This is a genomic window from Paraburkholderia sp. GAS199 (assembly GCF_050436585.1).
In the GTDB taxonomy this organism is placed as follows: Bacteria; Pseudomonadota; Gammaproteobacteria; order Burkholderiales; family Burkholderiaceae; genus Paraburkholderia.
Genome location: NZ_JBNDMM010000003.1, coordinates 899253 through 923923, shown reverse-complemented (window position 1 = coordinate 923923; position 24671 = coordinate 899253). Strand labels below are relative to the sequence as shown.

Genomic DNA, 24671 nt, shown 5'->3' with positions numbered 1-24671 from the left:
CATCGAACAATCACGGCAATTGCATCAAGTGCCAATGGGCTGCGAATGTTCGGTGCATGTCTTTGATTTGCGCGTCCGGCGGGCAATTTTTCGCTTTACCGGACGTCGACGCCGGATTGTTCGCGATTAACAAACTGAGTGTTTGAGAAGCTTTGGTGTATTTTCTGCTGCAGCCCCGATAGCATGCGAACTTCACGTCCAATCGATCACTGGACAATTCCACGGAGAATTCGACATGGGCCACATCGGATCGGCGTCCCTGCGGATAAGCGACCGCCAGATTTCTAACCGCTCAAGAGAGTACCCACAACCCGACACCCATGGATCGTTCCGCGATCCGTGGGCGGCCACCATTTCCTGGCTGCAAGCCGACGTCTCGTCCGATTCGGACGCCGCCACCGAGGCAAGCATCATTGCCCCGGATAGCGACGCATTGCGCTCGGATGCGAGCTCGGCCATGGTGACTTTCGTCGAGCGATTCGGTGAGAAGTCCATTTCGATTACCTGGCGCGATGCCACCGGCGCGAACTACAGCGAGCAACTCTGGATGCGTCGCAATTCCCGGTGTGCGGGCGTCTGCGCGCTGACCGGCGCCAAAATAGCTCGTGGCGATGCGGTGTACGCACCGTCCACCCGGCCCGCGGTTCGCCCTGCCAATATCGGACAAATGATTCGCGCAGAGTCCGTCGACAAGCTCGGTTGAGTCGACACCGTTTGCTTTGTACCGCAATCCTAAACAGTGATTTCAGAATCCGCGCTTTAATCTCGATGCAGTGATCGCTACGATCTGGTCTGTTCGGACGTCTCGATGCAAACGAGCGTTTCCATCCCGTACCAGCAGCTATCCTGATTGAGGTTCACATGTCACGCATTGTCAGCTTTTCTCGCTACGGCGGACCGGAAGTTCTCGAGTTCAAGAACATCGAGGTCGCCGCACCTGCCGCCAACGAGGTTCGCCTCGCGGTAAAAGCCATTGGACTGAATCGCGCCGAATCGATGTGGCGTAGTGGCAATTACGTCGAGGAAGTGAAGTTACCCGCTCGGCTGGGTTATGAAGTGTCGGGCGTGGTCGAGTCGGTTGGCGCGAGTGTCACGCACGTCAAAGTGGGCGACGTGGTCAGCACGGTGCCGTCTTTCTCGATGAACGACTATGGCATGTACGGTGAACTCGTTCTTGCGCCGGCTCACGCGGTTGTCAAACATTCGGAGCCGATCTCCTTCGAAGACGCCGTCGCGATCTGGAATGTCTTCATCACGCCCTATGCCGCCTTTACGCAAGGCAACCGGCTCTCCCCCGGTCAGACTGTGCTGATTACGGCTGCCTCCAGCGGCGTGGGCGTCGGTGCAATCCAGATCGCCAATGCGCTGGGCGCCGTGCCGATCGCGCTCACCCGCACGAATGCGAAGCGCGAGGCGCTACTGGAACTGGGCGCCGCACACGTCATTGCGACGGACGAACAGGACGTTGCCGCCGAAGTGGCACGCATCACCAACGGAAAAGGCGCCGACCTCGTATTCGATTCCGTTGGCGGCCCGCTCTTCCCGAAACTGATCGAAGCCACCGCCGCGGGCGGCAATGTACTGGTTTATGGCGAGTTGAGCACCGACGTCACGCCGTTGCCCATGCTCACCGTTCTGGCCAAACGCATCACGATTCACGGCTTCAATCTGTTCGAGACGACGACCACGCCGGAACTGCAAAGAGCCGCGGTGAAATTCATTCTCGATGGCGTGGCATCGGGCGAACTCAAAACCGTCATCGCACAACGGTTCGCGTTCAACGACATCGTCGAGGCACATCGGGTTCTGGAGAAGAATCAGCATCTGGGCCGACTCGTCGTCAACGTGTGAGGTTCTGTTCGGAACACCTGGCTGGGCGTTGCGATGCCATGTTTTATGCAACGCCCGACCAGACTTTTTCCCCGTCCTCACGCATCGCCCGAAATTGTTCAGCAACTCGCACTTGTGTTGTTCGAACAATGCGCTTTTTCGTTCTCGCCGACCCGGATACTCTTTAACCAAGAGATCTTTTCCCGAGCGGCGTTTAATCTTCGCCCGCCATTTTTTTACGCATTTATCAGGTCTGGAATGAACAACGTGGCGACGCCGACGATTAGTAGCAATTTACGCGAGGGCAACGGCAGCCGCCCGCAGCATTACGTCGAGTTCATCTTCCGGCTGACGGGAGATCAGGTCGCCTCGTTCACTTGCAATCCGGCCCGCCTGAATGATCGTTCGTACTCGACCGCCGATGCACCGGCCTACCTCACGCCGGTCTATTTCGATAAAGCGGTGCTCGATAAATATGAAGCACTGCCGCGCGACTATTCGATCAGCGACTCGCTGCTGAGTTGCCAGACTCACTGGGGCTTGATGATCGATGCACCGGCGTCGAGTCGAACCGTGTGCGTCTGGCTCGGTGATTTAGGTCTGGATCTTCCCTACGAAGAACAACTCCATTGGCGGCGATTCAACGTGCTGCCCAACGACTGAACGCCGGGCGGAGTCGTTCGCCGAACCCTTCTTATTTTAAAGGTCGTAGATACCATGCAATACCTCGTTAAAGTCGCCGTTGTCGGCGCGATCCTCGCTGCGCCGGTTATTTCGTTCGCGCAATCGAATCAGCCGCTCACCCGTGCTCAAGTGCGTCAGGAACTCGTCGAACTGCACAACGCGGGCTACAACTCGCTGGACGACCGCAATAGCTGGCCGACCCATTATCAGCAAGCCCAGGCACGCATTACCGCGCAGAAAGACGCCCAAGCCGGTCAGGCTGCCGGGTACGGATCGACAACGTCGGGCTCGACCGAATCAGGCCAGCACTGAAGCGAATATCCATCAGGCAGAAGAAGGCTGCAAAAGAAGCCTACTTCCATAGTGCGCACCGGCTTTGCGACTTGCGGTTGAATGCCTGATCGCCCGGTATCGTCGCGATGACCTTGTAGTAGTCCCACGGCTCTTTCGATTCGGCCGGCGTCTTCACCTGCAGAAGAAACATGTCGTGGATCATGCTGCCGTCTTGCCGGATGTAGCCTTTCGCGTAAAAGTCGTCGACAGGCATCTCGTGCAACCGGGCCATGATCTTGTCCGGATCGGTCGAGCCCGCGGCTTTCACGGCCTTGAGATAAGTCGTGACATGTACGACGCCTGCTTTTTGGCGATGCCCGCGGACGTCGAGTACGCGACCACTGTCAGCGCTTTTTCTCCGCAACGAATCGACAAATCAACGCAGACTCTCCCCACCTGCCGGACTCCCGGCACACCGCCGCGAATTCCGGTATCGTCCCATTCCTGCCAGCCGACGCGCAGTCTGTTGTTGCGATAAATGCACCACTTTGCGCATTGTCTTAGAGTAGCGACGTCGTACCCACGCAAGAGATAAACGATGAAAACGAGACCAGCCTCCATTTCTTCCGACCCTGAACAGAGAAGTGTCGTGACCGCTCTGGTCTATCTGTTCGAACGGGTCATGCCGGACCCGTTTGTTCTTTCGATAGGGTTGACCTTTGTTGTCATTCTGCTGTCGGTTTTTCTCGCCCCTAAAGCAGGTTTTGGCAGCATCGTCACGGCCTGGTACGGCGGTGCGTTCGGTATTCTCGGCTTCGCGTTGCAGATGATCCTGATCCTCGTCACCGGCTATGCCATTGCGGACGCGCCGGTCGTTCAACGCCTGCTGCGTGCATTGGCTTCACGCGTGCAGACGCCGGCAAAAGCCGCGCTCGTCGTGTTTCCGATGGTCGCCGTTGCCGCGTGGCTCAACTGGGGATTGGGGCTCGTCGTGGGTGCGTTGCTCGCGAAAGAAATTGCCAGGCGCGTCAAGGTCGACTTTGCGTGGCTGGTTGCCGGAAGCTACTCGGCGTGGTCGATCTGCAATAGCGGCTTGTCCAGTTCGATCGCGCTCTCTCAGGCTTCGCACGGCAATGCGCTCAACCTCGTGGAAAAGGCAACGGGTCAGGTCATTCCGTTGAGCCAAACCGTCTTCGCACCGTTCGTATTCATCCCCACTATCGCCGTGGTTGTTTTGATGACGGCGATCTTCATCAAAATGCACCCGCGTGAAGCCGACATCACGCCCATCCGCGAAACCGAAGCGCCTGCCGCCACGGACGACCCGCACGCGCGAGCAGCGGGCACGGATTCGCTGGCGTCGAGAATGGAGCAGTCGGTGATCGGCACGCTGTTTCTATTGGCGCTGGGAATCGGCTATCTCGCCGTTCAATGGAGTACCAAGGGATTCGAACTGGACATCAACACCACGATCCTGATCTTCCTGCTATTGGGCCTTGCTCTGCAACGCCGCCCTATTGCGTATGCCGACGCAATCCGTCGTGCCGCGCGTCAAACCGGCTCGATGCTGCTGCAATATCCGATGTACGGCGGCGTGATGGGCATCATGAGCGGAACCGGGCTCGCCGCCGTCATCGCCAAAACGTTTGTGGCGATTGCCAGTACGTCGACACTCGCGCTGTGGAGTTACCTGAGTTCGCTGATCATTACCCTGCTGATTCCGAGCGCCGGCGGTCACTGGGCGGTTCAGGGTCCGTTCGTGCTGCCGGCAGCGCTGAGCCTGCATGCCCCGGTCGCACGCGTTGCCATGGGTGTGGCGATGGCGGAAAACGTCTCGAACATGCTTCAGCCATTCTGGGCCGTGCCCGTGGTCGCGATTGCCGGGATTCGCATCCAGCGCGTCATGGCATACACCGCGGTCACCTTCCTGGTTTCGCTTTTTGTCTACGGTTTGGCGCTCTGGCTGGTGCCGTAACGAAGACGGAAGGCGCGCGGGTGAGCAGGCGTTTTTTTATCCGTAAGAATAGCGTTGTCGTCCGTTCCGGCAACCTTGCGGAAATTGTTCACGTACCGAGTTTTATTCCTCAGCGCTCGCGCTGCGGGTTCTAACGGGGTTTAACGGCAGTCGAACGTCTACCTGGAGGAAAGAATGAAACTGAACAAGCCTTGCCTTATTTCGCTCACCGCGTTGGCCGCCGCCAGCACCGCGCATGCGCAAAGTAGCGTCACGCTTTACGGCAGTATCGATACGTCCCTGACATTCGTTCACAACGCCACGGCGGACGGCAAGAATCTCTGGTCGGTCGGCAACAACAGCGGCGGCGATCTCTCCGGCACCCGGTGGGGCCTCAAAGGTCAGGAAGACCTGGGCGCCGGACTGAAAGCCATCTTCCAGCTGGAAAACGGCTTTAATCCATCCACTGGCGCCTTGGGGCAAGGCGGACGCGAGTTCGGCCGGCAGGCATTTGTCGGACTGGCGAGCGATCAGTACGGAACGCTTACATTGGGACGGCAATACGATCCGCTGGTCGATCTGGTGCAAGCCATCACCGAAGACAATTACCTCGGCAGTGTCTTCGCCACCGTCGGTGACGTCGATAACTACGACAACAGTTCGCGCACCAGCAACGCCATCAAGTACCTGTCGCCCACTTACGCCGGTCTGCAGATCGAAGGCATGTATGCGTTCGGTGGCGTGGCGGGTCAAACCGGCTCCGGCCAGACCTGGTCTGTTGCCGCGGCGTACAACAATGGGCCGATCTCCGTCGCCGCCGGCTATTTCGTCGCGAACAATCCAGCAGGCACCGTGGCGCAGCGCACGACATGGGGCGGCACGTCTGACGGCACCTTCGACGGTTCGCTGGTGAACCTCGGATATCAGACGGCGAAGTCCATCAATATTGCGCGCGTGGCCGCGCAATACGTGGCCGGGCCTTTCACCTTCGGTGCCGGCTATAGCAACGCGCAATACAAATCGGACGCGCAGTCCGCGTTTTCCTCTTCGGAAAAATTCAACACCGGACAAGGATTCGTGAACTATCAGGCAACGTCGGCGTTGCTCGTCGGGGTGGGCTACAGCTATACGAAGTCGAGCGGCAATACCGGCGCCACGTACCATCAGGTGTCACTCGGCGCCGACTACAACCTGTCCAAACGGACCGACGTTTATCTGGTGGGCGCGTGGCAACACGCCAGCGGCGAAACACTGGACGCGGACGGAACCGGCGTGGTCAGTGCGCAGGCATCGGTTGGCTCGTATGGCTATCCCGGCACCAATACGCAGGAACTGGTCAGTCTCGGCATACGCCACAAGTTCTGACCGTCGTTTCGCGCCTGGATGAAACAACGGGGTGCATGTTTGATCTGTTCATGAAGGCCCATCTCTCGTGATGGGCTTTCTTCTTCCCGTAATTTTAATTCGGCATTCTAACGATATTCAAACATCCATGCCCATCAACGCGGAACTCAGGGACTTGCCGTGCGCGTCGAGCGCCAGTGAACGCGTCACCCCGCCTCCCAACGCATTGCCGAGCACGAAGTTGAAGGCCGCGAGACGCGGCAATTCATAGCGGACCACGTCGCCGAGTACGACGTCGCCTAGAAACGCTTTGACGCGCTCGGCGGTCAACGCGTCACGCAGATAATCGTAATGCTGCGCGTCGTGACAGATGACCGATATGTTCAGCGTGTTGCCTTTGTCGCCCGTACGCGAATGAGCAAGTTCACGAAGTTTCATTTCATGCCTCCACGAAGGTATACGTCGGCTTGACGTGCTCGCGCGGCAGCAGCACCGATTGCACCGCCAGCACTTCACGCGTCGATTTCGTCACGCCACCGCCGCCCGCAGGTCCGTTCGTGTAAAGCGTCTCGACCTCGTTGCCGATCCGCACGGCCTGCGCCGCCGACGCGGTGCGGCCCGTCACGCGCGCGCGCACTTCATAGGGCGCGCCGCCTTGCGATCCAATGGTGTCGCCATGCAAGGCGTTCACGCCGATCACGTCGAAACGCAACTCGCTCGTCTGCACACCCGTGAGAGCCAGCCGTTCGCGAACGATATCGAGCGCAAGCCGCGCGCGTTCGACCGCGCCCGGGCCGCCATACGAAATTTGCCCTTCGCCGATAAAGCCGTCGACATAAGCAACCGACACCTTCAGCGTGCCGGTACGCGGCGTGCCGCGTCCGCCGGTAACGCGCACCCGGTCCGGCGCTTCTTCGCTCACGGCGACCTGCGTGAAATCGGCGACGACGTCGGGCTGCAAATAGCGCTGCGGATCGTGGATCTCGTAGAGCAACTGTTCCTTGCAGGTCGCCTCGGTGACGCGGCCACCGGCGTGCGGGACCTTGGTGATGACCACCGACCCATCGGCCGCCACTTCGCCGATCGGGAAACCCAGACGGGCGAGATCCGGCACGTCCTTGAAGCCCGGATCGGCGAAATAGCCGCCCGTCACCTGCCCCGCACATTCGAGCAGATGCCCGACGACGGTTGCCTGCCCGAGTGCATGCCAGTCGTCCATGAGCCAGCCGAATTCGTGGATGAGCGGCGCGGCGAACAGCGAGGGATCGGCCACGCGGCCGCTCAACACGATCTGCGCGCCTGCCGCCAGCGCATCGACGATGGCCGACGCACCGAGATACGCGTTCGCCGACACGATGCGGTCCTTATACGACGCGACGGGCTCTCCCGATTCCTGAAAACGGAAATCGCCATGCAACACGACGTCGAGCACGTCGTCGCCCGTCACGGCCGCGACCTTGATGTCGCCCACACCGAGTTCACGCGCGATTTGCGCGGTCTTTTGCGCGGCGGCCAACGGATTGGCCGCGCCCATGTTCGAGATGATCCGCACGCCACGACGGATCGCGGCGGGCAGCACGGCGTGCATGCGCGCCTGCAGCAGCGGATCATAGCCAAGTTGCGGATCGCGCCGCCGCGCCTGTTGCGCGATGGCGATCGTCCGTTCGGCGAGGCATTCGAAGACCAGGTAATCGAGCGCGCCGTGTTCCGCGAGTTCGACCGCGGGTTCGATGCGATCGCCCGAATAACCGGCGCCCGCGCCGATCCGCACGCGGCGCTTGTCCTGAGTGGCAGTCATGCTGATGTCATCCGTTCGGTGAAGCTCAAAGAGAAAAGATGCCGAGCGCGACGCACGCGATCGTCATCACGATCGACGCGGCGAACAGCAAGGGAAACGTGAATTTCTGGTGATCGGCCAGATCGATACCGCACAGGCCGACCACGAGAAACGTGGCGGGCGTGAGCGGGCTCACGGGAAAGCCGGTCGTCATCTGACCGAGCAGCGCGGCCTGCCCCACGTGCACGGGCGCCACGCCCAACTGGCCCGCCACTTCCGCGACCACCGGCAGCACGCCGAAGTAGAACGAATCGGGATCGAACAGCATGCTCAGCGGCATCGATATCAACCCAAGCGCGACGGGAATGTGGCCGGCCATGGCGGGCGGCACGAAGCCGACTGCCGCCTGGGCCATCGCCTTCAGCATGCCGCTGCCTTGCAGCACGCCGGTGAACACGCCCGCGGCGAGCAGAATGCCGGCCATCATCAAGGCGGCGCGCGCGTGTGCGTCGATTCGTTTTCTCTGCATGTCGACGTTCGGGTAGTTGACCATCAGCGCGACGCAAAGCCCCACCATGAACATGATCGCGGGCGGCACCTTCTCGCCCATCACGACCATCGTGCCGAGCACGAGCACGGTCAGCACGATGTTGAACCAGAACAGCCTGGGCCGCCGCAACGCCTGTTCCTCGGGCGTGAGTTCGCGTTTGGGGACCGGCACGGAAACACTCGTGCGCGCGAGGCCGAGGCGCTTTTCTTCACGCCGTCCCAGCCTGTACGCGACGCCGAACACGAAGACGAGGCCGATCAGTTGCACCGGTATCAGCGGATTGAAGAGCGCCGAAACAGGCAGATGCAATGACGCGGATGCGCGGATCATCGGCCCGGTCCACGGCAGAAAATTGATGCCCGCAGCCAGCGACACGGCCGCCGCCAGCACGCGCCGGTCCATCTTCAGACGGTCGTAGAGCGGCAGCATGGCCGGAATGGTCACGAGAAAGCAGACGGCGCCCGAGCCGTCGAGGTGAATCAGCAGCGCGAGCAGTGTCGTGCCCATCACGATACGCGTGGGCCGCGTGCCGACCGCGCGCAGAATGCGGTCGATGATCGGATCGAGCGTGCCGGCATCCGTGATGGTGCCGAAGTAGAGAATCGCGAACACGAACATGCCGACGACCGGCGCGAGGCTTTTGAGTCCGTCGATGACGAACTTGCTCGTCTGGAATCCGAATCCGCCGATCAGCGACGCCGCGATCGGCACGATGATCAGCGCGACCAGCGGCGACATTCGTTTCGACAGGATCGCGCCGAGCAGCACGGCGATGGTGGCCAGCCCCAGTAAAGGCAGCATGTGTTTGTCTCCAATGTTATCTTTTAGTGAGGCCTAGCGTAAGTTCGTCACTGCAATAAAACAATTGAAATGATTTGATTGCAGCCATTACAAACCATCATGGATCTGAATCTTCGGGACATTCGCGCGTTCATCGCCGTGGCGCAGACGGGCAGCTTCACGCGCGCGGCAACGCGGCTTCATCTCTCGCAACCGGCGTTGACCGTGCAGATCCGGCGGCTGGAAAAAACGGTCGGCGTGCGGCTGTTCGATCGCAACAGCCGAAGTGTCGCGCTGTCGCCAACCGGGCGCGAACTGCTGCCGCTGCTTCAGAAGTCGTTGCACGACATGGAGCACGTGCTGATCGATGCGCGCGCGCTCGGCGACGGTTCGAGCGGCGTGGTGCGAATCGCGTGTCTGCCCACGTTCGCGGCGAGCGTGTTGCCGGAACTCGTGCAGCAGGTCAAGGCGTCGGTGCCGCGCGCGGGCTTCTATGTGCGGGACGTGGTCGCCAGCATGGTCAACACGCTGGTGCGCAACGACGAAGTGGATATCGGGCTGACCGGCGGCGAGTTCACGGACCCTGCCTTCGACGTGCTGTATGCGGGCGTCGATCGCCTCGTCGCGGTGTTTCCCAAACGCCACGCGCTGGCGCGGCGCAAGCGCATCACGCTCGCCGATCTCACGAGCGTGCCGCTCGTGTTGACGGCGCAAGGCACCAGCGTGCGAGCGGTGGTCGACAGCGCGTTCGCCAACGGAAACTGCACGCCAGACATCGCCTGCGAGCCGACTTACATGATGACGGCCGTGGCCATGGTGCGCGCCGGACTCGGCGTGACGATCCTGCCGGCGTCAGCGCGCGAGGTACGGGCCGAGCCCGATCTACAGGTTCGACCGGTCGACGACCCGGCTTTTCTGCGGCCGATCGCGTTGATCAAGCGGCGCGGACGGACCCTGCCGCCCGTCACCGAAACCTTCGTTGCCGCGGTGATCGACAAACTCGGCAACGGGTCGACGTAGACGCACGCGTCAGCCGCCGTGCGGCTTGCCCCACATGCGCTCGGCATCCGTGAACATCTGGTTCAGCTCGTTGCCGCTCGCGGCTTCGCTCGTGAACGTGAAGGTGCCGTGATCGCGCATCTCGTGCGCTGCCCGCAGGAAAGCGCCCAACGCGGCCCGCGCCAGCGAACCGCCCACGCTCACGCGCCGCACGCCGAGCGCCCGCAATTCGTCGAAGCCGAGCAGCACGCCCTGCAAGCCCATCAGCACATTGACCGGACGATCGAGCGCGGCGACCACGGCCGCGATGTCCTCGCGCGACTTCAAACCGGGCGCATAGAGCACGTCGGCGCCGGCTTCCTGGAAGGCCTGCAAACGCCGGATCGTATCGTCGAGATCGGGCCGGCCGTTGAGGTAGTTCTCGGCGCGTGCGGTTAGCGTGAAAGGAAACGGCAATGCGCGCGCCGCTTCGACGGCAGCACGCACGCGCTCCACGGCGGCGTCGAAGGGATAGATCGGCTCGTCCGCGCGGCCGGTTGCATCTTCGATCGACCCGCCGACCACCCCCACGGCGGCAGCCTGCCGGATCGTTTCGGCGGCCTCTTCCGGCGCGTCGCCGAAACCGTTTTCCAGATCGGCGCTCACGGGTAGATCGGTGGCGGCGGCGATCTCGGCGAGATGCACCATCATCTGCTCGCGGCCGATCGAGTTGTCCGGCAAGCCGCGTGAAAACGCGTAGCCGGCGCTGCTAGTGGCAAGCGCCTTGAAGCCGGCGAGCGCGAGCAGCCTCGCGGAGCCGATGTCCCACGGATTGGGAATGATAAAGGCGTCGCCCGACGCATGATAAGACTGGAATTGCCGCGCTTTTTCGCTTTGCGTTGTCATCGACGGCTCCATGGAAAAAAGCATAAGAGGCAGAGAGAAAGCGCCGCGCGCCGCATGCGCGGGCATGCGGCGCGACGACCGTGATCGCTAACTCAGCTTTCCAGCTTCGCGTCCATCGTGATGGTGGCGTTCAGCACTTTCGACACCGGGCAACCTGCCTTGGCGTCCGCCGTGGCCTTGTCGAAAGCAGCCTTGTCGCCGCCGGGAATCTTGACGGTCACGTCGAGATGCACCGCCGTGATCGCGAAACCGCCGCCGTCCTTGTCCAGCGTGACGGCTGCCGTGGTGGCGATCCGCTCCGGCGTGATGCCGGCCTTGCCCAGTTCCGCGGACAACGCCATCGAGAAACAGCCCGCGTGCGCAGCCGCGATCAGCTCTTCCGGATTCGTGCCGATGCCGTCGGCGAAACGGGTCGAAAACGAGTACTGAGTCTCCTTGAGGACGCCGCTGTCGGTGGAAATCGAGCCCCTACCGTCCTGCAGGCCGCCTTGCCAGACTGCTGATGCCTTGCGCTTCATCGTTCTCTCCTGATTGTGCCTGCGTTGCGCGCTGCCCAACCGGCGCCGATGCCGCCGCAACGGTCCCACCCAGGGGTTTGCGGTTGAAGCATCGGTTGCGGGTTCCCACCGGGAACCCGTTCGGGGCGTGCCGCGCGGTGTCACAAGCTCGGGCGTGGACCGAGCTTCATGATAGGCCCTTCTGTGTGCCAGCGTCATGACGGCACCATTAAAGGGCAACCCACCCCGACTATCTCAGAACGCGTAACAATATTTCCATATAACGCCGCTTTTTCGTCGACCTTACGAGAAATAAACTGGATTCAACGGATCGGGACACGACATTCAAACCGGTCTACTCAACAATCCATAACGGAGGTCACCATGAAAACGCTTCTTTCCACCATCGTGCTTGCATCGGCTCTCGCTATTCCGGCTGTTTCGTTCGCGCAGCAGAGCAACGGCGGACTGACCCGCGCCCAGGTGCGCGCTGAAATCGTCACCGCGCAACAGGCGGGCCTGCTGAACCAGAACGACACCAACTATCCGAAGGCCGTGCCGTCGGACAGCGCCACGGCCGTCGCCGTCAGCGCCCAGGCGCAGGATGTGGGCGGCTCGCGTTCGGGGTCGTCGGCGGCCGGCGTACGGGGCCCGGCGTCGGGCACGTCGGTCCAGGATCGCCTGTTCTCGACCTATCGCGGCCAGTAATACGCGGCCAATAAGCCGCCGCTACTCCGCGAAAGGCAGGCTGTCCTGGCCGAGCGCCCGCATGCCGAAGACGTTCAATGTCATCGCGACCAGCGCGTAATAGCCGAGCAAACCCACGAGGTTGATCACCACCTCGTGGCCGAAGCGCTCGACCGCCCGCGCGTAAGTCGCGTCGCAGACGCGCTTCGTTTCGTATAGCTCGATGGCGAAGTCGTGGATCAGGGCGTCGTCGGCATCCGCGAAAACGGGACGGCGGCCTTCGCGGATCGCTTCGGCGTCGGATTCGCTGACGCCAGCCTGCAACGCGATCGGATAGTGGATGTACCACTCGGCCTGAGCCTGCCAGCGCGCCGCCGTCACCAGAATCGCCAGTTCCGACAGACGCAACGGCAAGCCCGTGCGATAACGGCAGAACGCGCCCAGACGCTGCGCCTGCTGCGCGAGTTCCGGGCTATGAATCCAGCCGAGAAAAGGCCCGTTCAGATTGCCGCGCGGGCCGGACAGAATTTCGTCGAGCACCGCTTTCTGCTCGGGCGTGGCATGCGCGGTGTCGAAAGGCGGCAGGCGTTCGGACATGGTCGGTCTCGCGGTCGGTCTGTTTGAGGTGAAATGACATTCAGGCGGCGTTTGCAGCCGGGAGCGCCGCCGCGATCGCATCGCTCAGGCGGCTCACGATCTCGTCGATGTTGTCCGCGGTGCAGATGAACGGCGGCGCCAGCAAGACATGATCGCCGATCTTGCCATCCACCGTGCCGCCCATCGGATACACCATCAGGCCGCGCGCAAACGCCTCGCGCCGGATCGCCGCGTGCAGCTTGAGCGAAGCGTCGAACGGCGTTTTGCTCTCGCGGTCTTTCACGAGTTCGACGCCGACGAACAGCCCTCGCCCGCGCACATCACCGATATGCGGATGCTGCGCATAGTGACTGCGCAACTGGCCGCGCAACTGCTCGCCGCGCGCCTGCACATTGACCAGCAGATTCTCCTGCGCGATCACGCGCTGTACTTCCAGCGCGGCCGCGCACGCGGTGGCATGACCGATGTAGGTATGCCCATGCTGGAAAAAACCCGATCCGCCGACGATCGTCCGATAGATGCGGTCGCTCACGAGCGTCGCGCCGATCGGCTGGTAACCCGCACCTAGCCCTTTGGCGATGGTGAGAATGTCGGGCGCGACATCGTCTTCCTCGCAGGCGTAGAGGTAGCCGGTGCGTCCCATGCCCGACATGATTTCGTCGAGAATCAGCAGCACGCCGTAACGATCGCACACCGCGCGAATCTTGCGAAAGTACTCGCGCACCGGCGGCACCGCGCCCGCTGTTGCACCCACCACGGTTTCCGCGACGAACGCGGCGACGCTGTCCGCGCCGAGTTCGAGAATCTTCTGTTCGAGTTCGTCGGCAAGGCGCTGCGCGAACTGTTCTTCGGTTTCGCTGACGTGCTGCTCGCGATACGCGTAACACGGGCTCACGTGATGCGCTTCGATCAGGATCGGCAGGAACGGTTCGCGCCGCCACGCATTGCCGCCGATAGCGAGCGCGCCGAGCGTGTTGCCGTGATAGCTCTGACGCCGCGCGATGAAATGACGCCGCTGCGACTCCCCCTTTTCCACGAAGTACTGCCGCGCGAGCTTGAGCGCCGCCTCGATCGCCTCCGAGCCGCCCGACACGAAGTACACATGCTCGAGCCCCGGCGGCGCGCTCGCGACGAGTCGGTCCGCGAGTTCTTCGGCCGGTTGCGTCGTGAAGAAAGACGAATGCGCGTACGGCAGTTGCTCCGACTGCCGCCTGATTGCATCGATCACGCGTGCGTTGCTATGACCGAGACAGGACACCGCCGCGCCACCGCAGGCGTCGATATACCGTTTGCCGGTCGAATCGATGATCTCGATGCCGTCGCCGGCCACGGCGACCGGCAGCGATTGCCGGGGCGTGCGGTGGAAGACGGTGGTGGTGGGGTTGGTGGGCATGGGGGTCTTTTGGGGTGGGTGGACTTGTGTGGGTTGCTTTCTGGAAGCTCGAGCACAAAACAACAATCAGAACATATTTATACTTTATAACAACGTTTGTTGTTTTTCAATGCGGATGTGGGGGATAGGGATTGGTTTGAAGGGGGCAGCGGCCTCTTTTTCAGGCTTGGGCTGCGGGTGCGGGAGACGGCTTGGGAAGGTACCGTTTGATGGTTCGCACGGTGTTGATGGGGAGGCTACCGGCCGCTACTCCCACGCCGATCTCACTTAATCATGCAAAAGGCATAGAACAGGGCCAGGTGATAACTTCTTAATTCCAAAGATAGACTGTCGGAAGTTTTCGCCATCATTGTCTACTGCACCACCTGCTCACGTCGCATCTTGATAACCTAATAAGGGTTGATCTAGTTAAGGTAAATTCAGCGTGCAGTCAAACCAAATAAAACACACCTGACGCAGTCAGGTCTATTGTTTAGATGTGCGGGGGATGAATCATGAATAGAGGGGAAAAACTGCTCTACGCGTTGGGGAAGTACAGCGCTCCCGGATTATTGGCCTGCTATGCATTGATCGGCCTGTACCGGGCGTTTGTTGAAGGCGGTGCGCTGATATGTTCGGGCGGACGATACCAGCACTGCCAATGGGTCTGGGCAGACATGGATCCGGAACAGATTCAGTCAACAATCACATTAGACTGGTGGCTACTTGCGGCCAGCGTGGTTTTGGCATTTGTTTTCTGGCGATTTCAGCCCAAGCGGGAGGACGACTCCCGAGAATGAAACATTCGGGCCTTTCTGATCATCGCGGGCAGAACTATTGTGTAACTATGGATTGCCCCGCTTTAGCCCGGCCTTGGCGCCGCAGGCTGGCTGTCCCGCCATTTATGTGACTGCTCTGTGGATCGCCTCGTCCGAATTCGCGATAATGGTGGTCATACATTCTCGAATAAACACAGGGATCCTCATGAGTGACATTCAGCTGTTCCGTATCTCGAACGAAACAGCGAAAGAACTACCAAGCCAGGCCGCGAAGCTGGAGAAGGATCTGCAACGCTTGATGGAAGCGAACATGCAAACGTTACTCGGCGTGCGCTTCCTCGCCACCGAATACACAACCGGCAAGACCCACCGGGGCCGCGTCGATTCTCTTGGCCTGGACGAAAACGGATGCCCGGTCATTGTCGAGTACAAACGGCATAGCAATGAGAACGTCATCAACCAGGGGCTGTACTACCTCGACTGGCTGCTCGACCATCAAGCGGAATTCCGCTGGTTGGTAATGGACAAGCTCGGAAAAGAAGAGGCCGACAAGATCGAATGGGCTGGCACACGTCTGTTGTGCATCGCGGCCGATTTCACCCGTTACGACCAGCATGCCGTTCAGCAGATCCCGCGAAACGTCGAACTGATTCGGTACAAACTGTTCGGAGATGACTTACTGCTGCTGGAACTGGTCAACGCGCAAAGCACCCCTGAAAGTGCAACAAACAAATCCGCGCCGGCCGTCGCAACCACTCCCGTTGCCCCTGTCTTTGCGATGGAAGTAGGCGCTATACCAGACATCACAAAATCGCCCGGAAAGGACAAGACAGTTGAAGAGCAACTTGCGCTTGCTTCTCAAGAAATACGCGATCTCCATGCAAATGTCGCGAGTTTTTTGCTGAGCATGGGAGACGATGTACAGGAAAAGCAGCTAAAGCTCTACACGGCGTTTCGTCGCCTGAAGAACTTTGCTTGTGCGATTCCGTATCCGAACAAGATACTGATGACTTTGAAGCTCGACCCCGTCTCGGTCGCGCTGGAGGAAGGATTTTCTCGGGACATCAGCCAGATCGGCCACTGGGGCACTGGAGACGTCGAAGTGACATTGCGCAACCAGGCCGATTTCGATCGAGCCAAGGCATTACTCGAACGCAGCTATACCGAGGCCTGAGCAACGCCATGCGCGAAGATTGGTCAGTTCCGTACGGATATGGACTGACCGCCTTCACAACGACATAGCCAAATTCGGCGCGGCAAACACGGTCAGCCTAATCACGCCAATTCCTCACCCTCACACCACATAAGCCCCTTTCGCATGCAGCGACTGCTCGGCAATACCCAGTTGCTCGACCGCGCCCGCACCTTCCAGCGCAAGCAAGTGCGCCACCAGCGATTCGGCGATCGCCGTTGCCGCCACCAGCGAAGGGAAAAACGATGGGCTTTCGTGCGAGAAGATCAGTACTTTGTCGGCGTTCAGTGCGATCGGCGAGACCGCGCTGTCCGTGATGGCGATCAGTTTGCTGCCTTTCTCCAGCGCGGCCTCGGCGACCCGCGCTGCTTCCACGGAATACGGCGCAAAACTGATGACGATGGTGGCGCTATCGCGCTGCACGGTGCGCAATTGCATTTCCAGCGTGCCCGCTTCGCCGTTGAGCAGTGACACCGAAGAGCGGAACAGCCGGTAGCCGTACACAAGACCGAACGCCACGGCGTAACAGGAACGAAAGCCGGCCACGTGGACATGCGGCGCGCGCCGCAACAGGCGCGCCGCCTCGACGATCACACGGCTGTTGTGCGCGGCCGTCACTTCGAGATTGTGTTGCTGTGCAACGAGCAGATCGTTGGCCAGCGCATCCTTCGACTTGACGAGCGACCGCGCCCGGCTCGTGAGCGGCTCGGGCCGCGTGCGCACTCGCGCGACGAACAGGTTGCGCAATTCGTTCCAGCCGGGAAAACCGAGTTGCTGCGACAAACGCACCAGCGAGGCGGGTTGCACCTGCGCCCGCTCGGCCACTTTGCGCATCGACGAGACCGCGACTTCGTCGGGATGATCGAGCAGGAAGCCTGCTCCCATCTGGAACTGCGGACTCAGTTCGGAGAAGCGCGCCCGGATCAGGGCGGCGAGCTGGTCGAAACTGTCTGGCATGCGATATACCGGGCGAACGGTCGGTGAAGGTGACAACAAATGTTACCACCGGGCGCGCCGCATCCAACACGCGCCTGCCATTGTGGGAGCGCGCAAGCCATCCTTGTCCGGACGCAATCAAAACTGTCCCGGTGGTTTCTTCGCAAACGAATGTCCACAGCAGGAAGGTGTAGGCCAACTCATTCTGGAGCGCTGTGTCGATTAGCCGAACGCCAGTAGGAGCAGTGACAATCAACCAAGATCGGAGAGCTATTCGAATCCTTTGCGTCCGATTTGAGTTGAAAAAGGAACCGACCTGCACCGTCCTTCCGGTATCCGTCACATCCTTGACGCGCGTCGGACGGACAACAAAAAAATTCCGATGCTCGCCGCTAACCCGTCGGGAACGCGAGGTTCAACATGAGCGTGAGGAATATCGCCGTCGGCCTTCTGGTCGCGAGCGCGGCCTTGTGGACGTCATCCAGTGAGGCCGCAACCTGCAAGAAAGCTGGCACGGTAGTCTGCCACCATGGCAGAACCCTATCGGTGAAGCATGTCTCCAGCAAATCGCCATCGCAACCGCTGGACCACAACGACCGTGAAAGAGACAGCATCAGCCCGCAGTTCCGTGGCGGCTGATGAAGGTCTTGCGGCCAGACATTGCTTACGCGCGCGAACTGTCGATAAGACTGCCGGCCCGGCGCAAGCTGGAAATCCTGAATTTTCACACCCGGCCCGCGCACACCGCCGGCCTGTTCGCTGACGCAACCGTACGTCCCGATTGCCGACGGTGGCGAGGCTAAAACCTGTCGGCGTTGGTGTCGAACTCGCAGAAGGATGAAACCAGAAACAACCGGCGATGAAAACCTGCACCATTGAATCGCACGCAAAGGTGAAAACGATGAGCACTGACTTGCCAACGCTGATAGCCACCGCGCGGCGCGGCGCAATCGAGAGGGCCGAGAAAGAGTACAAGCTCCAATGCGATGTTTTCGACTCTGCCGACCGCAAAGCTCAGGGAACGACGACGATTGCGGGCGCGCTGCTTGCAGCAGACCTGGGCTTTGTCTCAAAGCTGACGGACACGCCGAGCCCGCAAGCAATTTTCGTGTTGGTTGTGATAACCGTTGCTCTCGGCTGCAGTGTCCTCGCGGCGATCTGGGCCTTGTTCGCGCGAGATTCCGAGGTTCCCGCGACGGGTAATGAATGCAACCCGGCATACTCAAACCTGGTATGCCAGGTATCAGTCGAAACATTCTCAGCGGCGGAAACCGCACTGCTGGACTTTGTTATCGACAAAATGAAATCAGCCAACGACTCAGTGACGAGGGTCGCCGCCGATAAAGCAAGATGGGTTCATCGTTCGCAGCAGGCGCTGATAGTGGCAGCGGCGGCAACCATCGTGCTAACCATTCTTTTGATTTTCAATCCAAAAATGCTGGCCTTGAAGACTGACGTTCAGGTAACGTCGGCCGCGGCATCCATACTCGAATCCCCTACGACGGCCACTCTGGTCGCCGCAGCCAGGTCTGCATCATCGACTCCGGCGAAATCGCCCCCTATTGCATCGGCACCTGCAAGCGTTCCAGTCGCAAACACATCGACCGTTCGCGCCGGTTCCGAAGCGAATGCGCCATGAGATGCCAGCACGGGCGACATTCCGCCCTCTCTCGCGCCGGCCTGGAATAGCCCGTATGCGTACTCGCCATGAGCCACCACAACACCGACCGTCCCTCCCGAACCCCCGCTGCCCCGAACGAACGGCCGGTCAGCCCGTGTCGCCGCCGGCTACCGGCAACACGGTGCCGGTGATATAGCCCGCCTCGTCCGACGCGAGAAACAGGATCGGCGCGGCCTGCTCGTCGATACTGCCGTAGCGCTTCAGAAAGGTCGATTCCGTGACCTGCTTCACGGCTTCGCCCATCCAGCGCTTTTCCTGGTCGCTGTCGCCGGCGGCATTGCGCGGCACGCGTCGCGGTGGCGCATCGGTTCCGCCCGGCGCGGTGGCCACCACGCGGATGTTGTGTTCGGCGTACTCCATGGCGAGCGATTGCGTCATCGCGTTGACGCCGCCCTTGGCCGCGGAATACGGCACGCGTCGGCATGAGCGAGCGACGGATTTCCGCGTCGATCTGCGCAGGCTCGAACTCGGCGAAGGGCCGCATGCGGATCGCGCCGCCCACGCCGTTGATCAGAATGTCGATGCCGCCGAAGGTGCGCGCCGCGAAGGCCATCGCCGACGCGGCGCCGTCGTACGTTTCGAGGTCGGCAATGAAGCCCGCGGCGTTCGCGCTACCCGCTTCCGCCGCGACTTCCGCGACGAAATCGGCGCGATCGACGAGCAGTACCTTGCCGCCCTCGGCGGCTGCGCGCAACGCAACCGCGCGACCGATACCCTGCGCGGCGCCGGTCACGACCATGACCTTGCCGGCGAATCGTTGCGTAGTCATGCGGCCCTCGGCACGACGTTAGGCGTGAACTTCTCGTAGTGGAAGCTGTTGGGCTTGATCCCGTTGGCATCGAAATACTGACGCACGGCGTCCACCATCGGCGGCGGCCCGCACAGGTACACGTCCACGTCGCCGTCGTTCACGGACTCGGCCGGCATGTGCTGCGTGACCCACCCTTTGCGCGGATGACCGGACTGCGCATCGGCCACGACGGTGCTGTAGGTGAAGTTGGGCAACCTCGCCACATAGGCCTCGATCGCCTCGACCTGCACGAGATCGAGGTCGCGCGTCACGCCGTAAATCAGATGCACTTTCTGCTGCGAATTCGTGCGTGCGAGTACTTCGAGCATCGAGAGAAACGGCGCGAGGCCGGTGCCGCCGGCAAGAAACAGCAGCGGCCTTTCGACGGCACGCAAATAGAAGCTGCCGAGTGGTCCGCTCAACTCCACCTTGGCGCCCGGCTGCGCGGATTCGAGCCACGTGCTCATCACGCCGCCCGGAATCTTTTTGATCAGAAAGCTGATGGCCGCCTCGCCCGGCGCCGACGAAAACGAATAGGAGCGATGCTGCCCGCTGCCCGGCACGTCGATATTGACGTACTGGCCCGGCAGAAAGACCGGCGCGGCTTCGTCCACCTGCAATTCGAGGACGATGGCCGCATCGTTGTGCGCCTCGACCTTCGTGACGGTCGCCGCGAATGTGCTGTGCCCGGTCTTGCACACAGTAGATGACGCCGGAACCGCGATGACGCAATCGCTTTGCGGCACCATCTGGCAGGTCAGCACGAGCCCACTGTCTTTCTCGTCTTCGGTGAGCGCGTCGTCGATGTAATCGTCGCCGAGATCGTAGCGTCCGCTTTCCGCGCGACACTTGCAGGTGCCGCACACGCCGTCGGAACAATCCATCGGCAGATTGATCTTCGCGCGAAAGGCCGCGTCGAGCACTTTTTCGCCGGCCTTGCAGGTCACGAAGCGGGTCACGCCGTCTTCGAAATTCAATGCTACGTTGTAGCTGGACATCTTGCCTCCTGTGCTTCTCTTTTCTGCCGCGTTCCGCGGCCTTCGCTAGCCGGTATTCACATCACACGTGATAAACGTCGAGCACCTGACGGATGTAATCGTCCTTCAGCGCAATCCGCTTATAAGCAATCAGCAGATCGCCGTTCACCTTGCGCAGCGTCACGAACATCGTGCCGAAAAACTGGTCCGTAGCCTTGTAGCGATGACTGAGCGTATTGAAGTTGTAGCGCACGTCCACTTCGTTTTCGCGCTCGGCCAGGACTTCCACGTTGGTGACGTTGTGACTCGTGCGCGGCTCGGGCATCGACGCGCCGCTGCGCTCGGTCTTGATGCGGAACACGCGGTCTTCCAGACCGCCGCGGTCTGGGTAATACATCAGCGAGATCTGGCTTTCGTGGTCGTCGGTAAGCTGATCGTCGTCGTCCCATGCCGGCATCCAGTAAGTGACGTCCTCGGTGTAGCAGGCCAGCCACTCGTCCCATTGCCGGTCGTCGAGCAGACGCGCTTCGCGATACAGCGCCGCACAGATAGTCTGGTAGTCGAAGCTCATGCCAGTGCCTCCCCGGCTTCCTTTTTCACCGCGTCGCGCATCACCTGCGCCCAGTATTCGTGCTGACACACGAAGAGCCCTTCGTCCTCGCTGCGCTCGCCGGAAATGAGCGGCTTCAGACCCATGTTCTTCGCATTCGCGTCGGGTCCTTCGACCCACAGCGGCGCGCCGCGCGAGAGGTCGTTCCAGAGCGCGGTCGTGCCGGCATAACCGGCCTGGCAGGCGCGGAACTCTTCGAGATCGTCCGCCGTGCCCATGCCGGAGACGTTGAAAAAATCTTCGTACTGACGGATGCGGGTGGCACGGTCTTCCGCGCTTTCGCCCTTGGGCGCAAAGCAGAAAATGCTGACCTCGGTCTTGTCGACGCTGATCGGACGCACCACGCGAATCTGCGTACTGAACTGGTCCATCAGAAACACGTTCGGGTACAGGCAAAGGTTTCTCGTCTGGTTGACGATGAAATCCGCCTTGACCTCGCCCACGCGCGCCTTGATTTCCTCGCGATGCCGATAGACCGGACGCACTTCCGGATTCATGGTGCGGGTCCACAGCAGAATGTGGCCATGCTCGAATCCGTAGACGCCCGCCACCGACTTGCTCCAGCTATTCGCGTCCACGGCTTTGGTACCTTCCACCTTGCGGCGATCCATGGTCGCGGCGTAGTTCCAGTGCACGGTGCTCACGTGATAACCGTCGCAACCGTTTTCCATCTGCATCTTCCAGTTGCCGTCGTAGATATACGAGGAATTGCCGCGCAGAACTTCGAGGCCGTCCGCCGCCTGATCGACGATCTGATCGATGATCACCTTCGTTTCGCCGAGGTACTCTTCGAGCGGCTGCACGTCCGCGTTAAGGCTGCCGAACAGAAAGCCGCGATAGCTCTGGAAACGCGCCACTTTCTTCAGATCGTGCGAGCCGTTGGTATTGAATTGCACGGGATACTCCGTGGTCTTCACGTCCTTCACTTTCAGCAGCTTTCCGGTGTTGGCAAAACTCCAGCCGTGAAACGGGCACGTGAACGTGCCTTTGTTGCCGTGCTTCTTGCGGCACAGCATCGCGCCTTTGTGCGCGCAGGCATTGATCACCGCATGCAGTTCACCATTCTTGTCGCGCGTCACCACGATGGGCTGTCGGCCGATCCATGTCGTGTAATAGTCGTTGTTGTTGGGAATCTGGCTTTCATGCGCGAGATAAACCCAGTTGCTCTCGAAGATGTGTTTCATCTCGAGTTCGAACAGACTGGCGTTGGTGAAGATGTCGCGGCGGCAACGGAATACGCCGTTTTCACGGTCGTCCTGAACGGCGGTGTGCAGCAGTTCGTCCAGTTGCGTGGTGTGATCGGGATGAGCAGACATGTGTGTTCTCCTGCGCGTGCCCGGCGAGGGGGCATGCGCATCGGTGTCGAAAAGGTTTTTCGGAACGTGAGCGGCGGCCGCGCTAAATGGCCAGGCGGCTACGCGGCCGCGGCCAGGGTGACGGCAACCCGTGGGCGATTGACGAGCTGGTTGTCCTTGCCCTGCACGAGCGGAATCAGCGCAATGTCGAACTCGATTTCCTTGTACGCATCGGTCTTCATGCCCAACGCAGCGCCGCCGGACTTTTCGACCACGCGAGGAATCAGGTCTTCACGCGTCGCGTAGGCGAAGTCGTCCCAGATGAGCGGATCGCCTTCGATATTGATTTGCGTGGTCAGCTTGCGGTGCTGGTCGCTCGTGACGAAAAAGTGCACGTGCGCCGGACGGTTGCCGTGGCGTGCGAGCGCATTGAGCAGTTGCTGGGTCGCGCCCTGCGGCGGACAACCGTAGCCCACCGGCATGAGCGTGCGGAATTCATAGCGGCCATTGGCGTCGGTCGTGACGGCACCGCGCAGGTTGAACCCGCTTTGTGCGCCGGTCGGATCGAAGTGCGAGTAGAAGCCCTTCGAGTTGGCATGCCAGCACTCCACCAGCGCGTTGGCAACGGGCTTGCCGTCCGTCCCTGTCACGACGCCGCGAATGACCAGCGGACCCGCCTCGGCGTCCGGATCGACGTCGATCTTCGAGACGCCGGCGCGCACGGGCGCACCGGCCACATACAGCGGACCTTCGATGGTCCGCGGTGTGCCGCCGGCGATCTCGGCCGCCTTGTCTTCGGCGTCCATGCGGATGTCGAGAAATTTTTCCAGCCCGAGGCCGGCGGCGAGCAGTGCCGCTTCGCCGTCCTGACCCAGCTTGTTGAAGTAGTGCACGCCGGCCCAGATTTCATCGGGCGTGATGTCGAGATCGTCGATGGCCTTGAACAGGTCGCCGAGCAGGCGACCGACAATCTGCTTCGCGCGCGTATCACCGTCGTGGCCATCGAGGTTCGCAGCGGCCTTCAGCAGGTCTTGCACCTCTGCCGTATCAAACACCTGGACGCTCATGTCTGCTCCTGAATCACTCTAATTATGGTGGGGTTAACCCTCTATCCGGCACCGAGCTATCTATCCACTGAAGGTATAATCAAGTGCTGAAACAGAGTGTGAATGCAGGATAGTTCACGCCAGGAAGGCCCGTCCAACACCGTTTTAGTATCGGTCTATATCCAGGAGGTATAGAGATGGAACTGCGGCACCTACGTTATTTCGTCGCCGTGGCTGAAGAGCGAAACTTCACGCGCGCGGCGCAGCGGCTGAACATCGCTCAGCCGCCGCTGAGCCGCCAGATCCAGCAACTCGAAGAGAATCTCGGCGTGCAATTGCTGGAGCGCAATTCGCGCCCATTGAAGCTGACGGAAACGGGCAAGTTTTTTTATTCGCACGCGGCGCAGTTGCTATCGCAAACCGCCGAACTCGAATCCATGACAAAGCGCGTGGGTAACATCGAGCGCAGTCTGTCGGTCGGTTTCGTGGGCTCGACCCTGTACGGCATGTTGCCGAAAATCATCCGGCGTTTTCGCGACGAGAACACGACGGTCGAACTGAGCCTGCACGAGATGTCGACGATGGATCAGATTCGCGCGTTGAAAGACGGCCGTATCGACGTCGGCTTCGGGCGCATCCGTCACGAAGACGCGAACATCCGCCGCGTGATCCTGCGCGAGGAAAAGATGATCGTGGCCTTTCCGGAAGGCCATCCGCTCTCGGTGGCGAAACCGGTTGTCGCGTTGCGCGATCTGGTCAACGAAACGCTGATTATTTTTCCGAAGGCTCCGCGACCCAGTTACGCAGACCAGGTGTTGTCCGCGTTCGACGACCGCGGCCTCAAGCCTCGCAAGATTTACGAGGTGCGCGAGTTGCAGATCGCGCTGGGTCTCGTTGCGGCGGGTGAAGGCATAGCGGTAGTGCCGAGCAGCGTGTACGGCCTGAAACGCGACGACGTGAGCTATCGGGAACTGGACGATCCGACGCTCGTGTCGCCGATCATCATGAGCATGCGCGCGCTGGACGAGTCGCGCGATATTCGCGAGATGCTCGAACTCATCTACCGGCTCTACGAAGAAGCACACATCCCGTTCACGCCACGTACCGACCGGCCAGGCTGAAGGCTTCGATTGGAC

Annotated in this window: 25 protein-coding genes and 1 pseudogene; 12 read left to right on the top strand and 14 right to left on the bottom strand. The window is 60.9% G+C overall.

Translation table 11 applies throughout. The features are described from left to right. Positions 1-235: 235 nt before the first annotated feature. From P3T18_RS15780 to P3T18_RS15765, 4 genes are all read left to right on the top strand, one after another. Positions 236-703 (top strand): DUF3331 domain-containing protein, encoded by a 468-nt coding sequence (locus P3T18_RS15780; RefSeq protein ID WP_429300844.1) that lies wholly within the window; start codon positions 236-238, stop codon positions 701-703. 158 nt (positions 704-861) lie between these two features. After that, positions 862-1851, top strand: coding sequence for a zinc-dependent alcohol dehydrogenase family protein (locus tag P3T18_RS15775; protein WP_429300843.1), 990 nt, complete (start codon positions 862-864; stop codon positions 1849-1851). Positions 1852-1896: 45 nt separating this feature from the next. Next, positions 1897-2493, top strand: coding sequence for a hypothetical protein (locus P3T18_RS15770; protein WP_429300842.1), 597 nt, complete (start codon positions 1897-1899; stop codon positions 2491-2493). A gap of 54 nt (positions 2494-2547) precedes the next feature. Continuing rightward, the gene (locus P3T18_RS15765; protein WP_429300841.1) at positions 2548-2826 is read left to right on the top strand and encodes a DUF4148 domain-containing protein; all 279 of its coding nucleotides are present in this window, start codon (positions 2548-2550) and stop codon (positions 2824-2826) included. 40 nt (positions 2827-2866) lie between these two features. Here the strand turns inward: P3T18_RS15765 and P3T18_RS15760 are convergent, their stop codons facing one another. Beyond that, positions 2867-3211 (bottom strand): ABC transporter substrate-binding protein, encoded by a 345-nt coding sequence (locus P3T18_RS15760; RefSeq protein WP_429300840.1) that lies wholly within the window; start codon positions 3209-3211, stop codon positions 2867-2869. A 174-nt stretch (positions 3212-3385) separates the two neighbouring features. On the opposite strand from P3T18_RS15760, the gene P3T18_RS15755 reads away from it, so the two are divergent. After that, on the top strand, positions 3386-4762 hold the full coding sequence (locus P3T18_RS15755) for a TIGR00366 family protein (protein ID WP_429300839.1): 1377 nt from the start codon (positions 3386-3388) through the stop codon (positions 4760-4762). A gap of 174 nt (positions 4763-4936) precedes the next feature. Then, complete coding sequence (locus P3T18_RS15750; RefSeq protein WP_429300838.1) at positions 4937-6106, top strand: porin; 1170 nt, start codon at positions 4937-4939, stop codon at positions 6104-6106. Between the two features lie 117 nt (positions 6107-6223). On the opposite strand, the gene P3T18_RS15745 is transcribed toward P3T18_RS15750, so the two are convergent. Genes P3T18_RS15745 through P3T18_RS15735 form a run of 3 tightly spaced genes read right to left on the bottom strand, consistent with a single transcriptional unit; the run spans position 6224 to position 9213 of the window. Then, a complete protein-coding gene (locus P3T18_RS15745; protein WP_429300837.1) occupies positions 6224-6523 on the bottom strand; it encodes an AtuA-related protein in 300 nt (99 codons plus the stop codon). A 1-nt stretch (position 6524) separates the two neighbouring features. After that, positions 6525-7883, bottom strand: coding sequence for an acyclic terpene utilization AtuA family protein (locus tag P3T18_RS15740; RefSeq protein ID WP_429300836.1), 1359 nt, complete (start codon positions 7881-7883; stop codon positions 6525-6527). A gap of 25 nt (positions 7884-7908) precedes the next feature. Beyond that, positions 7909-9213: a CitMHS family transporter gene (locus P3T18_RS15735; protein WP_429300835.1), complete on the bottom strand. Its 1305-nt coding sequence runs from the start codon at positions 9211-9213 to the stop codon at positions 7909-7911. A gap of 99 nt (positions 9214-9312) precedes the next feature. Here P3T18_RS15735 and P3T18_RS15730 point away from each other — a divergent pair, with 99 nt between their 5' ends. Continuing rightward, on the top strand, positions 9313-10212 hold the full coding sequence (locus tag P3T18_RS15730; RefSeq protein WP_429300834.1) for a LysR family transcriptional regulator: 900 nt from the start codon (positions 9313-9315) through the stop codon (positions 10210-10212). 9 nt (positions 10213-10221) lie between these two features. Here the strand turns inward: P3T18_RS15730 and P3T18_RS15725 are convergent, their stop codons facing one another. Continuing rightward, positions 10222-11076, bottom strand: a complete 855-nt coding sequence (locus P3T18_RS15725; RefSeq protein ID WP_429300833.1) for an isocitrate lyase/PEP mutase family protein — start codon at positions 11074-11076, stop codon at positions 10222-10224. Between the two features lie 92 nt (positions 11077-11168). Further along, the gene (locus P3T18_RS15720) at positions 11169-11594 is read right to left on the bottom strand and encodes an OsmC family protein (RefSeq protein WP_429300832.1); all 426 of its coding nucleotides are present in this window, start codon (positions 11592-11594) and stop codon (positions 11169-11171) included. Between the two features lie 363 nt (positions 11595-11957). Here P3T18_RS15720 and P3T18_RS15715 point away from each other — a divergent pair, with 363 nt between their 5' ends. Continuing rightward, on the top strand, positions 11958-12281 hold the full coding sequence (locus P3T18_RS15715; protein WP_429300831.1) for a DUF4148 domain-containing protein: 324 nt from the start codon (positions 11958-11960) through the stop codon (positions 12279-12281). Positions 12282-12302: 21 nt separating this feature from the next. Here the strand turns inward: P3T18_RS15715 and P3T18_RS15710 are convergent, their stop codons facing one another. Both P3T18_RS15710 and P3T18_RS15705 read right to left on the bottom strand, forming a co-directional pair. Then, positions 12303-12857 (bottom strand): carboxymuconolactone decarboxylase family protein, encoded by a 555-nt coding sequence (locus P3T18_RS15710; RefSeq protein ID WP_429300830.1) that lies wholly within the window; start codon positions 12855-12857, stop codon positions 12303-12305. A 40-nt stretch (positions 12858-12897) separates the two neighbouring features. After that, on the bottom strand, positions 12898-14250 hold the full coding sequence (locus P3T18_RS15705) for an aspartate aminotransferase family protein (RefSeq protein WP_429300829.1): 1353 nt from the start codon (positions 14248-14250) through the stop codon (positions 12898-12900). 494 nt (positions 14251-14744) lie between these two features. Between P3T18_RS15705 and P3T18_RS15700 the strand changes: the two genes are divergently transcribed. Next, on the top strand, positions 14745-15029 hold the full coding sequence (locus P3T18_RS15700) for a hypothetical protein (protein ID WP_429300828.1): 285 nt from the start codon (positions 14745-14747) through the stop codon (positions 15027-15029). Between the two features lie 184 nt (positions 15030-15213). Beyond that, positions 15214-16182, top strand: a complete 969-nt coding sequence (locus P3T18_RS15695; RefSeq protein ID WP_429300827.1) for a DUF5655 domain-containing protein — start codon at positions 15214-15216, stop codon at positions 16180-16182. A 120-nt stretch (positions 16183-16302) separates the two neighbouring features. On the opposite strand, the gene P3T18_RS15690 is transcribed toward P3T18_RS15695, so the two are convergent. Beyond that, entirely contained in the window at positions 16303-17157 is an 855-nt protein-coding gene (locus P3T18_RS15690) for a MurR/RpiR family transcriptional regulator (RefSeq protein WP_429300826.1), read from the bottom strand. 880 nt (positions 17158-18037) lie between these two features. On the opposite strand from P3T18_RS15690, the gene P3T18_RS15685 reads away from it, so the two are divergent. Further along, positions 18038-18775 carry a hypothetical protein gene (locus P3T18_RS15685; protein WP_429300825.1) on the top strand — a complete coding sequence of 246 codons (738 nt, stop codon included), beginning with the start codon at positions 18038-18040 and terminating at the stop codon, positions 18773-18775. 129 nt (positions 18776-18904) lie between these two features. On the opposite strand, the pseudogene P3T18_RS15680 reads toward P3T18_RS15685, so the two are convergent. From P3T18_RS15680 to catA, 5 genes and pseudogenes are all read right to left on the bottom strand, one after another. Next, a pseudogene (locus tag P3T18_RS15680) lies at positions 18905-19586 on the bottom strand (SDR family NAD(P)-dependent oxidoreductase). Next, complete coding sequence (benC, locus tag P3T18_RS15675) at positions 19583-20605, bottom strand: benzoate 1,2-dioxygenase electron transfer component BenC (RefSeq protein ID WP_429300824.1); 1023 nt, start codon at positions 20603-20605, stop codon at positions 19583-19585. The pseudogene P3T18_RS15680 and the gene benC overlap by 4 nt, the downstream one beginning before the upstream one ends. A 61-nt stretch (positions 20606-20666) precedes the next feature. Then, positions 20667-21155 (bottom strand): benzoate 1,2-dioxygenase small subunit, encoded by a 489-nt coding sequence (gene benB / locus P3T18_RS15670; protein ID WP_429300823.1) that lies wholly within the window; start codon positions 21153-21155, stop codon positions 20667-20669. After that, complete coding sequence (locus P3T18_RS15665) at positions 21152-22510, bottom strand: Rieske 2Fe-2S domain-containing protein (protein WP_429300822.1); 1359 nt, start codon at positions 22508-22510, stop codon at positions 21152-21154. The genes benB and P3T18_RS15665 overlap by 4 nt, the downstream gene beginning before the upstream one ends. A 98-nt stretch (positions 22511-22608) precedes the next feature. Continuing rightward, a complete protein-coding gene (catA, locus tag P3T18_RS15660) occupies positions 22609-23556 on the bottom strand; it encodes a catechol 1,2-dioxygenase (protein WP_429300821.1) in 948 nt (315 codons plus the stop codon). A 176-nt stretch (positions 23557-23732) separates the two neighbouring features. Here catA and P3T18_RS15655 point away from each other — a divergent pair, with 176 nt between their 5' ends. Further along, positions 23733-24656 carry a LysR family transcriptional regulator gene (locus P3T18_RS15655; protein ID WP_429300820.1) on the top strand — a complete coding sequence of 308 codons (924 nt, stop codon included), beginning with the start codon at positions 23733-23735 and terminating at the stop codon, positions 24654-24656. Positions 24657-24671: the final 15 nt, after the last annotated feature.

What these genes read in the sequence shown, in the direction of transcription:
- P3T18_RS15765 (WP_429300841.1), top strand. Translation starts at nt 2,548, where the DNA reads ATGCAATACCTCGTTAAAGTCGCCGTTGTCGGCGCGATCCTCGCTGCG.
- P3T18_RS15755 (WP_429300839.1), top strand. Translation starts at nt 3,386, where the DNA reads ATGAAAACGAGACCAGCCTCCATTTCTTCCGACCCTGAACAGAGAAGT.
- benC (WP_429300824.1), bottom strand. Translation starts at nt 20,605, where the DNA reads ATGTCCAGCTACAACGTAGCATTGAATTTCGAAGACGGCGTGACCCGC.
- P3T18_RS15655 (WP_429300820.1), top strand. Translation starts at nt 23,733, where the DNA reads ATGGAACTGCGGCACCTACGTTATTTCGTCGCCGTGGCTGAAGAGCGA.
- P3T18_RS15700 (WP_429300828.1), top strand. Translation starts at nt 14,745, where the DNA reads ATGAATAGAGGGGAAAAACTGCTCTACGCGTTGGGGAAGTACAGCGCT.
- catA (WP_429300821.1), bottom strand. Translation starts at nt 23,556, where the DNA reads ATGAGCGTCCAGGTGTTTGATACGGCAGAGGTGCAAGACCTGCTGAAG.
- benB (WP_429300823.1), bottom strand. Translation starts at nt 21,155, where the DNA reads ATGAGCTTCGACTACCAGACTATCTGTGCGGCGCTGTATCGCGAAGCG.
- P3T18_RS15685 (WP_429300825.1), top strand. Translation starts at nt 18,038, where the DNA reads ATGAGCACTGACTTGCCAACGCTGATAGCCACCGCGCGGCGCGGCGCA.
- P3T18_RS15715 (WP_429300831.1), top strand. Translation starts at nt 11,958, where the DNA reads ATGAAAACGCTTCTTTCCACCATCGTGCTTGCATCGGCTCTCGCTATT.
- P3T18_RS15735 (WP_429300835.1), bottom strand. Translation starts at nt 9,213, where the DNA reads ATGCTGCCTTTACTGGGGCTGGCCACCATCGCCGTGCTGCTCGGCGCG.
- P3T18_RS15780 (WP_429300844.1), top strand. Translation starts at nt 236, where the DNA reads ATGGGCCACATCGGATCGGCGTCCCTGCGGATAAGCGACCGCCAGATT.
- P3T18_RS15745 (WP_429300837.1), bottom strand. Translation starts at nt 6,523, where the DNA reads ATGAAACTTCGTGAACTTGCTCATTCGCGTACGGGCGACAAAGGCAAC.
- P3T18_RS15665 (WP_429300822.1), bottom strand. Translation starts at nt 22,510, where the DNA reads ATGTCTGCTCATCCCGATCACACCACGCAACTGGACGAACTGCTGCAC.
- P3T18_RS15730 (WP_429300834.1), top strand. Translation starts at nt 9,313, where the DNA reads ATGGATCTGAATCTTCGGGACATTCGCGCGTTCATCGCCGTGGCGCAG.
- P3T18_RS15705 (WP_429300829.1), bottom strand. Translation starts at nt 14,250, where the DNA reads ATGCCCACCAACCCCACCACCACCGTCTTCCACCGCACGCCCCGGCAA.
- P3T18_RS15690 (WP_429300826.1), bottom strand. Translation starts at nt 17,157, where the DNA reads ATGCCAGACAGTTTCGACCAGCTCGCCGCCCTGATCCGGGCGCGCTTC.
- P3T18_RS15740 (WP_429300836.1), bottom strand. Translation starts at nt 7,883, where the DNA reads ATGACTGCCACTCAGGACAAGCGCCGCGTGCGGATCGGCGCGGGCGCC.
- P3T18_RS15775 (WP_429300843.1), top strand. Translation starts at nt 862, where the DNA reads ATGTCACGCATTGTCAGCTTTTCTCGCTACGGCGGACCGGAAGTTCTC.
- P3T18_RS15720 (WP_429300832.1), bottom strand. Translation starts at nt 11,594, where the DNA reads ATGAAGCGCAAGGCATCAGCAGTCTGGCAAGGCGGCCTGCAGGACGGT.
- P3T18_RS15725 (WP_429300833.1), bottom strand. Translation starts at nt 11,076, where the DNA reads ATGACAACGCAAAGCGAAAAAGCGCGGCAATTCCAGTCTTATCATGCG.
- P3T18_RS15750 (WP_429300838.1), top strand. Translation starts at nt 4,937, where the DNA reads ATGAAACTGAACAAGCCTTGCCTTATTTCGCTCACCGCGTTGGCCGCC.
- P3T18_RS15770 (WP_429300842.1), top strand. Translation starts at nt 1,897, where the DNA reads ATGCAACGCCCGACCAGACTTTTTCCCCGTCCTCACGCATCGCCCGAA.
- P3T18_RS15710 (WP_429300830.1), bottom strand. Translation starts at nt 12,857, where the DNA reads ATGTCCGAACGCCTGCCGCCTTTCGACACCGCGCATGCCACGCCCGAG.
- P3T18_RS15695 (WP_429300827.1), top strand. Translation starts at nt 15,214, where the DNA reads ATGAGTGACATTCAGCTGTTCCGTATCTCGAACGAAACAGCGAAAGAA.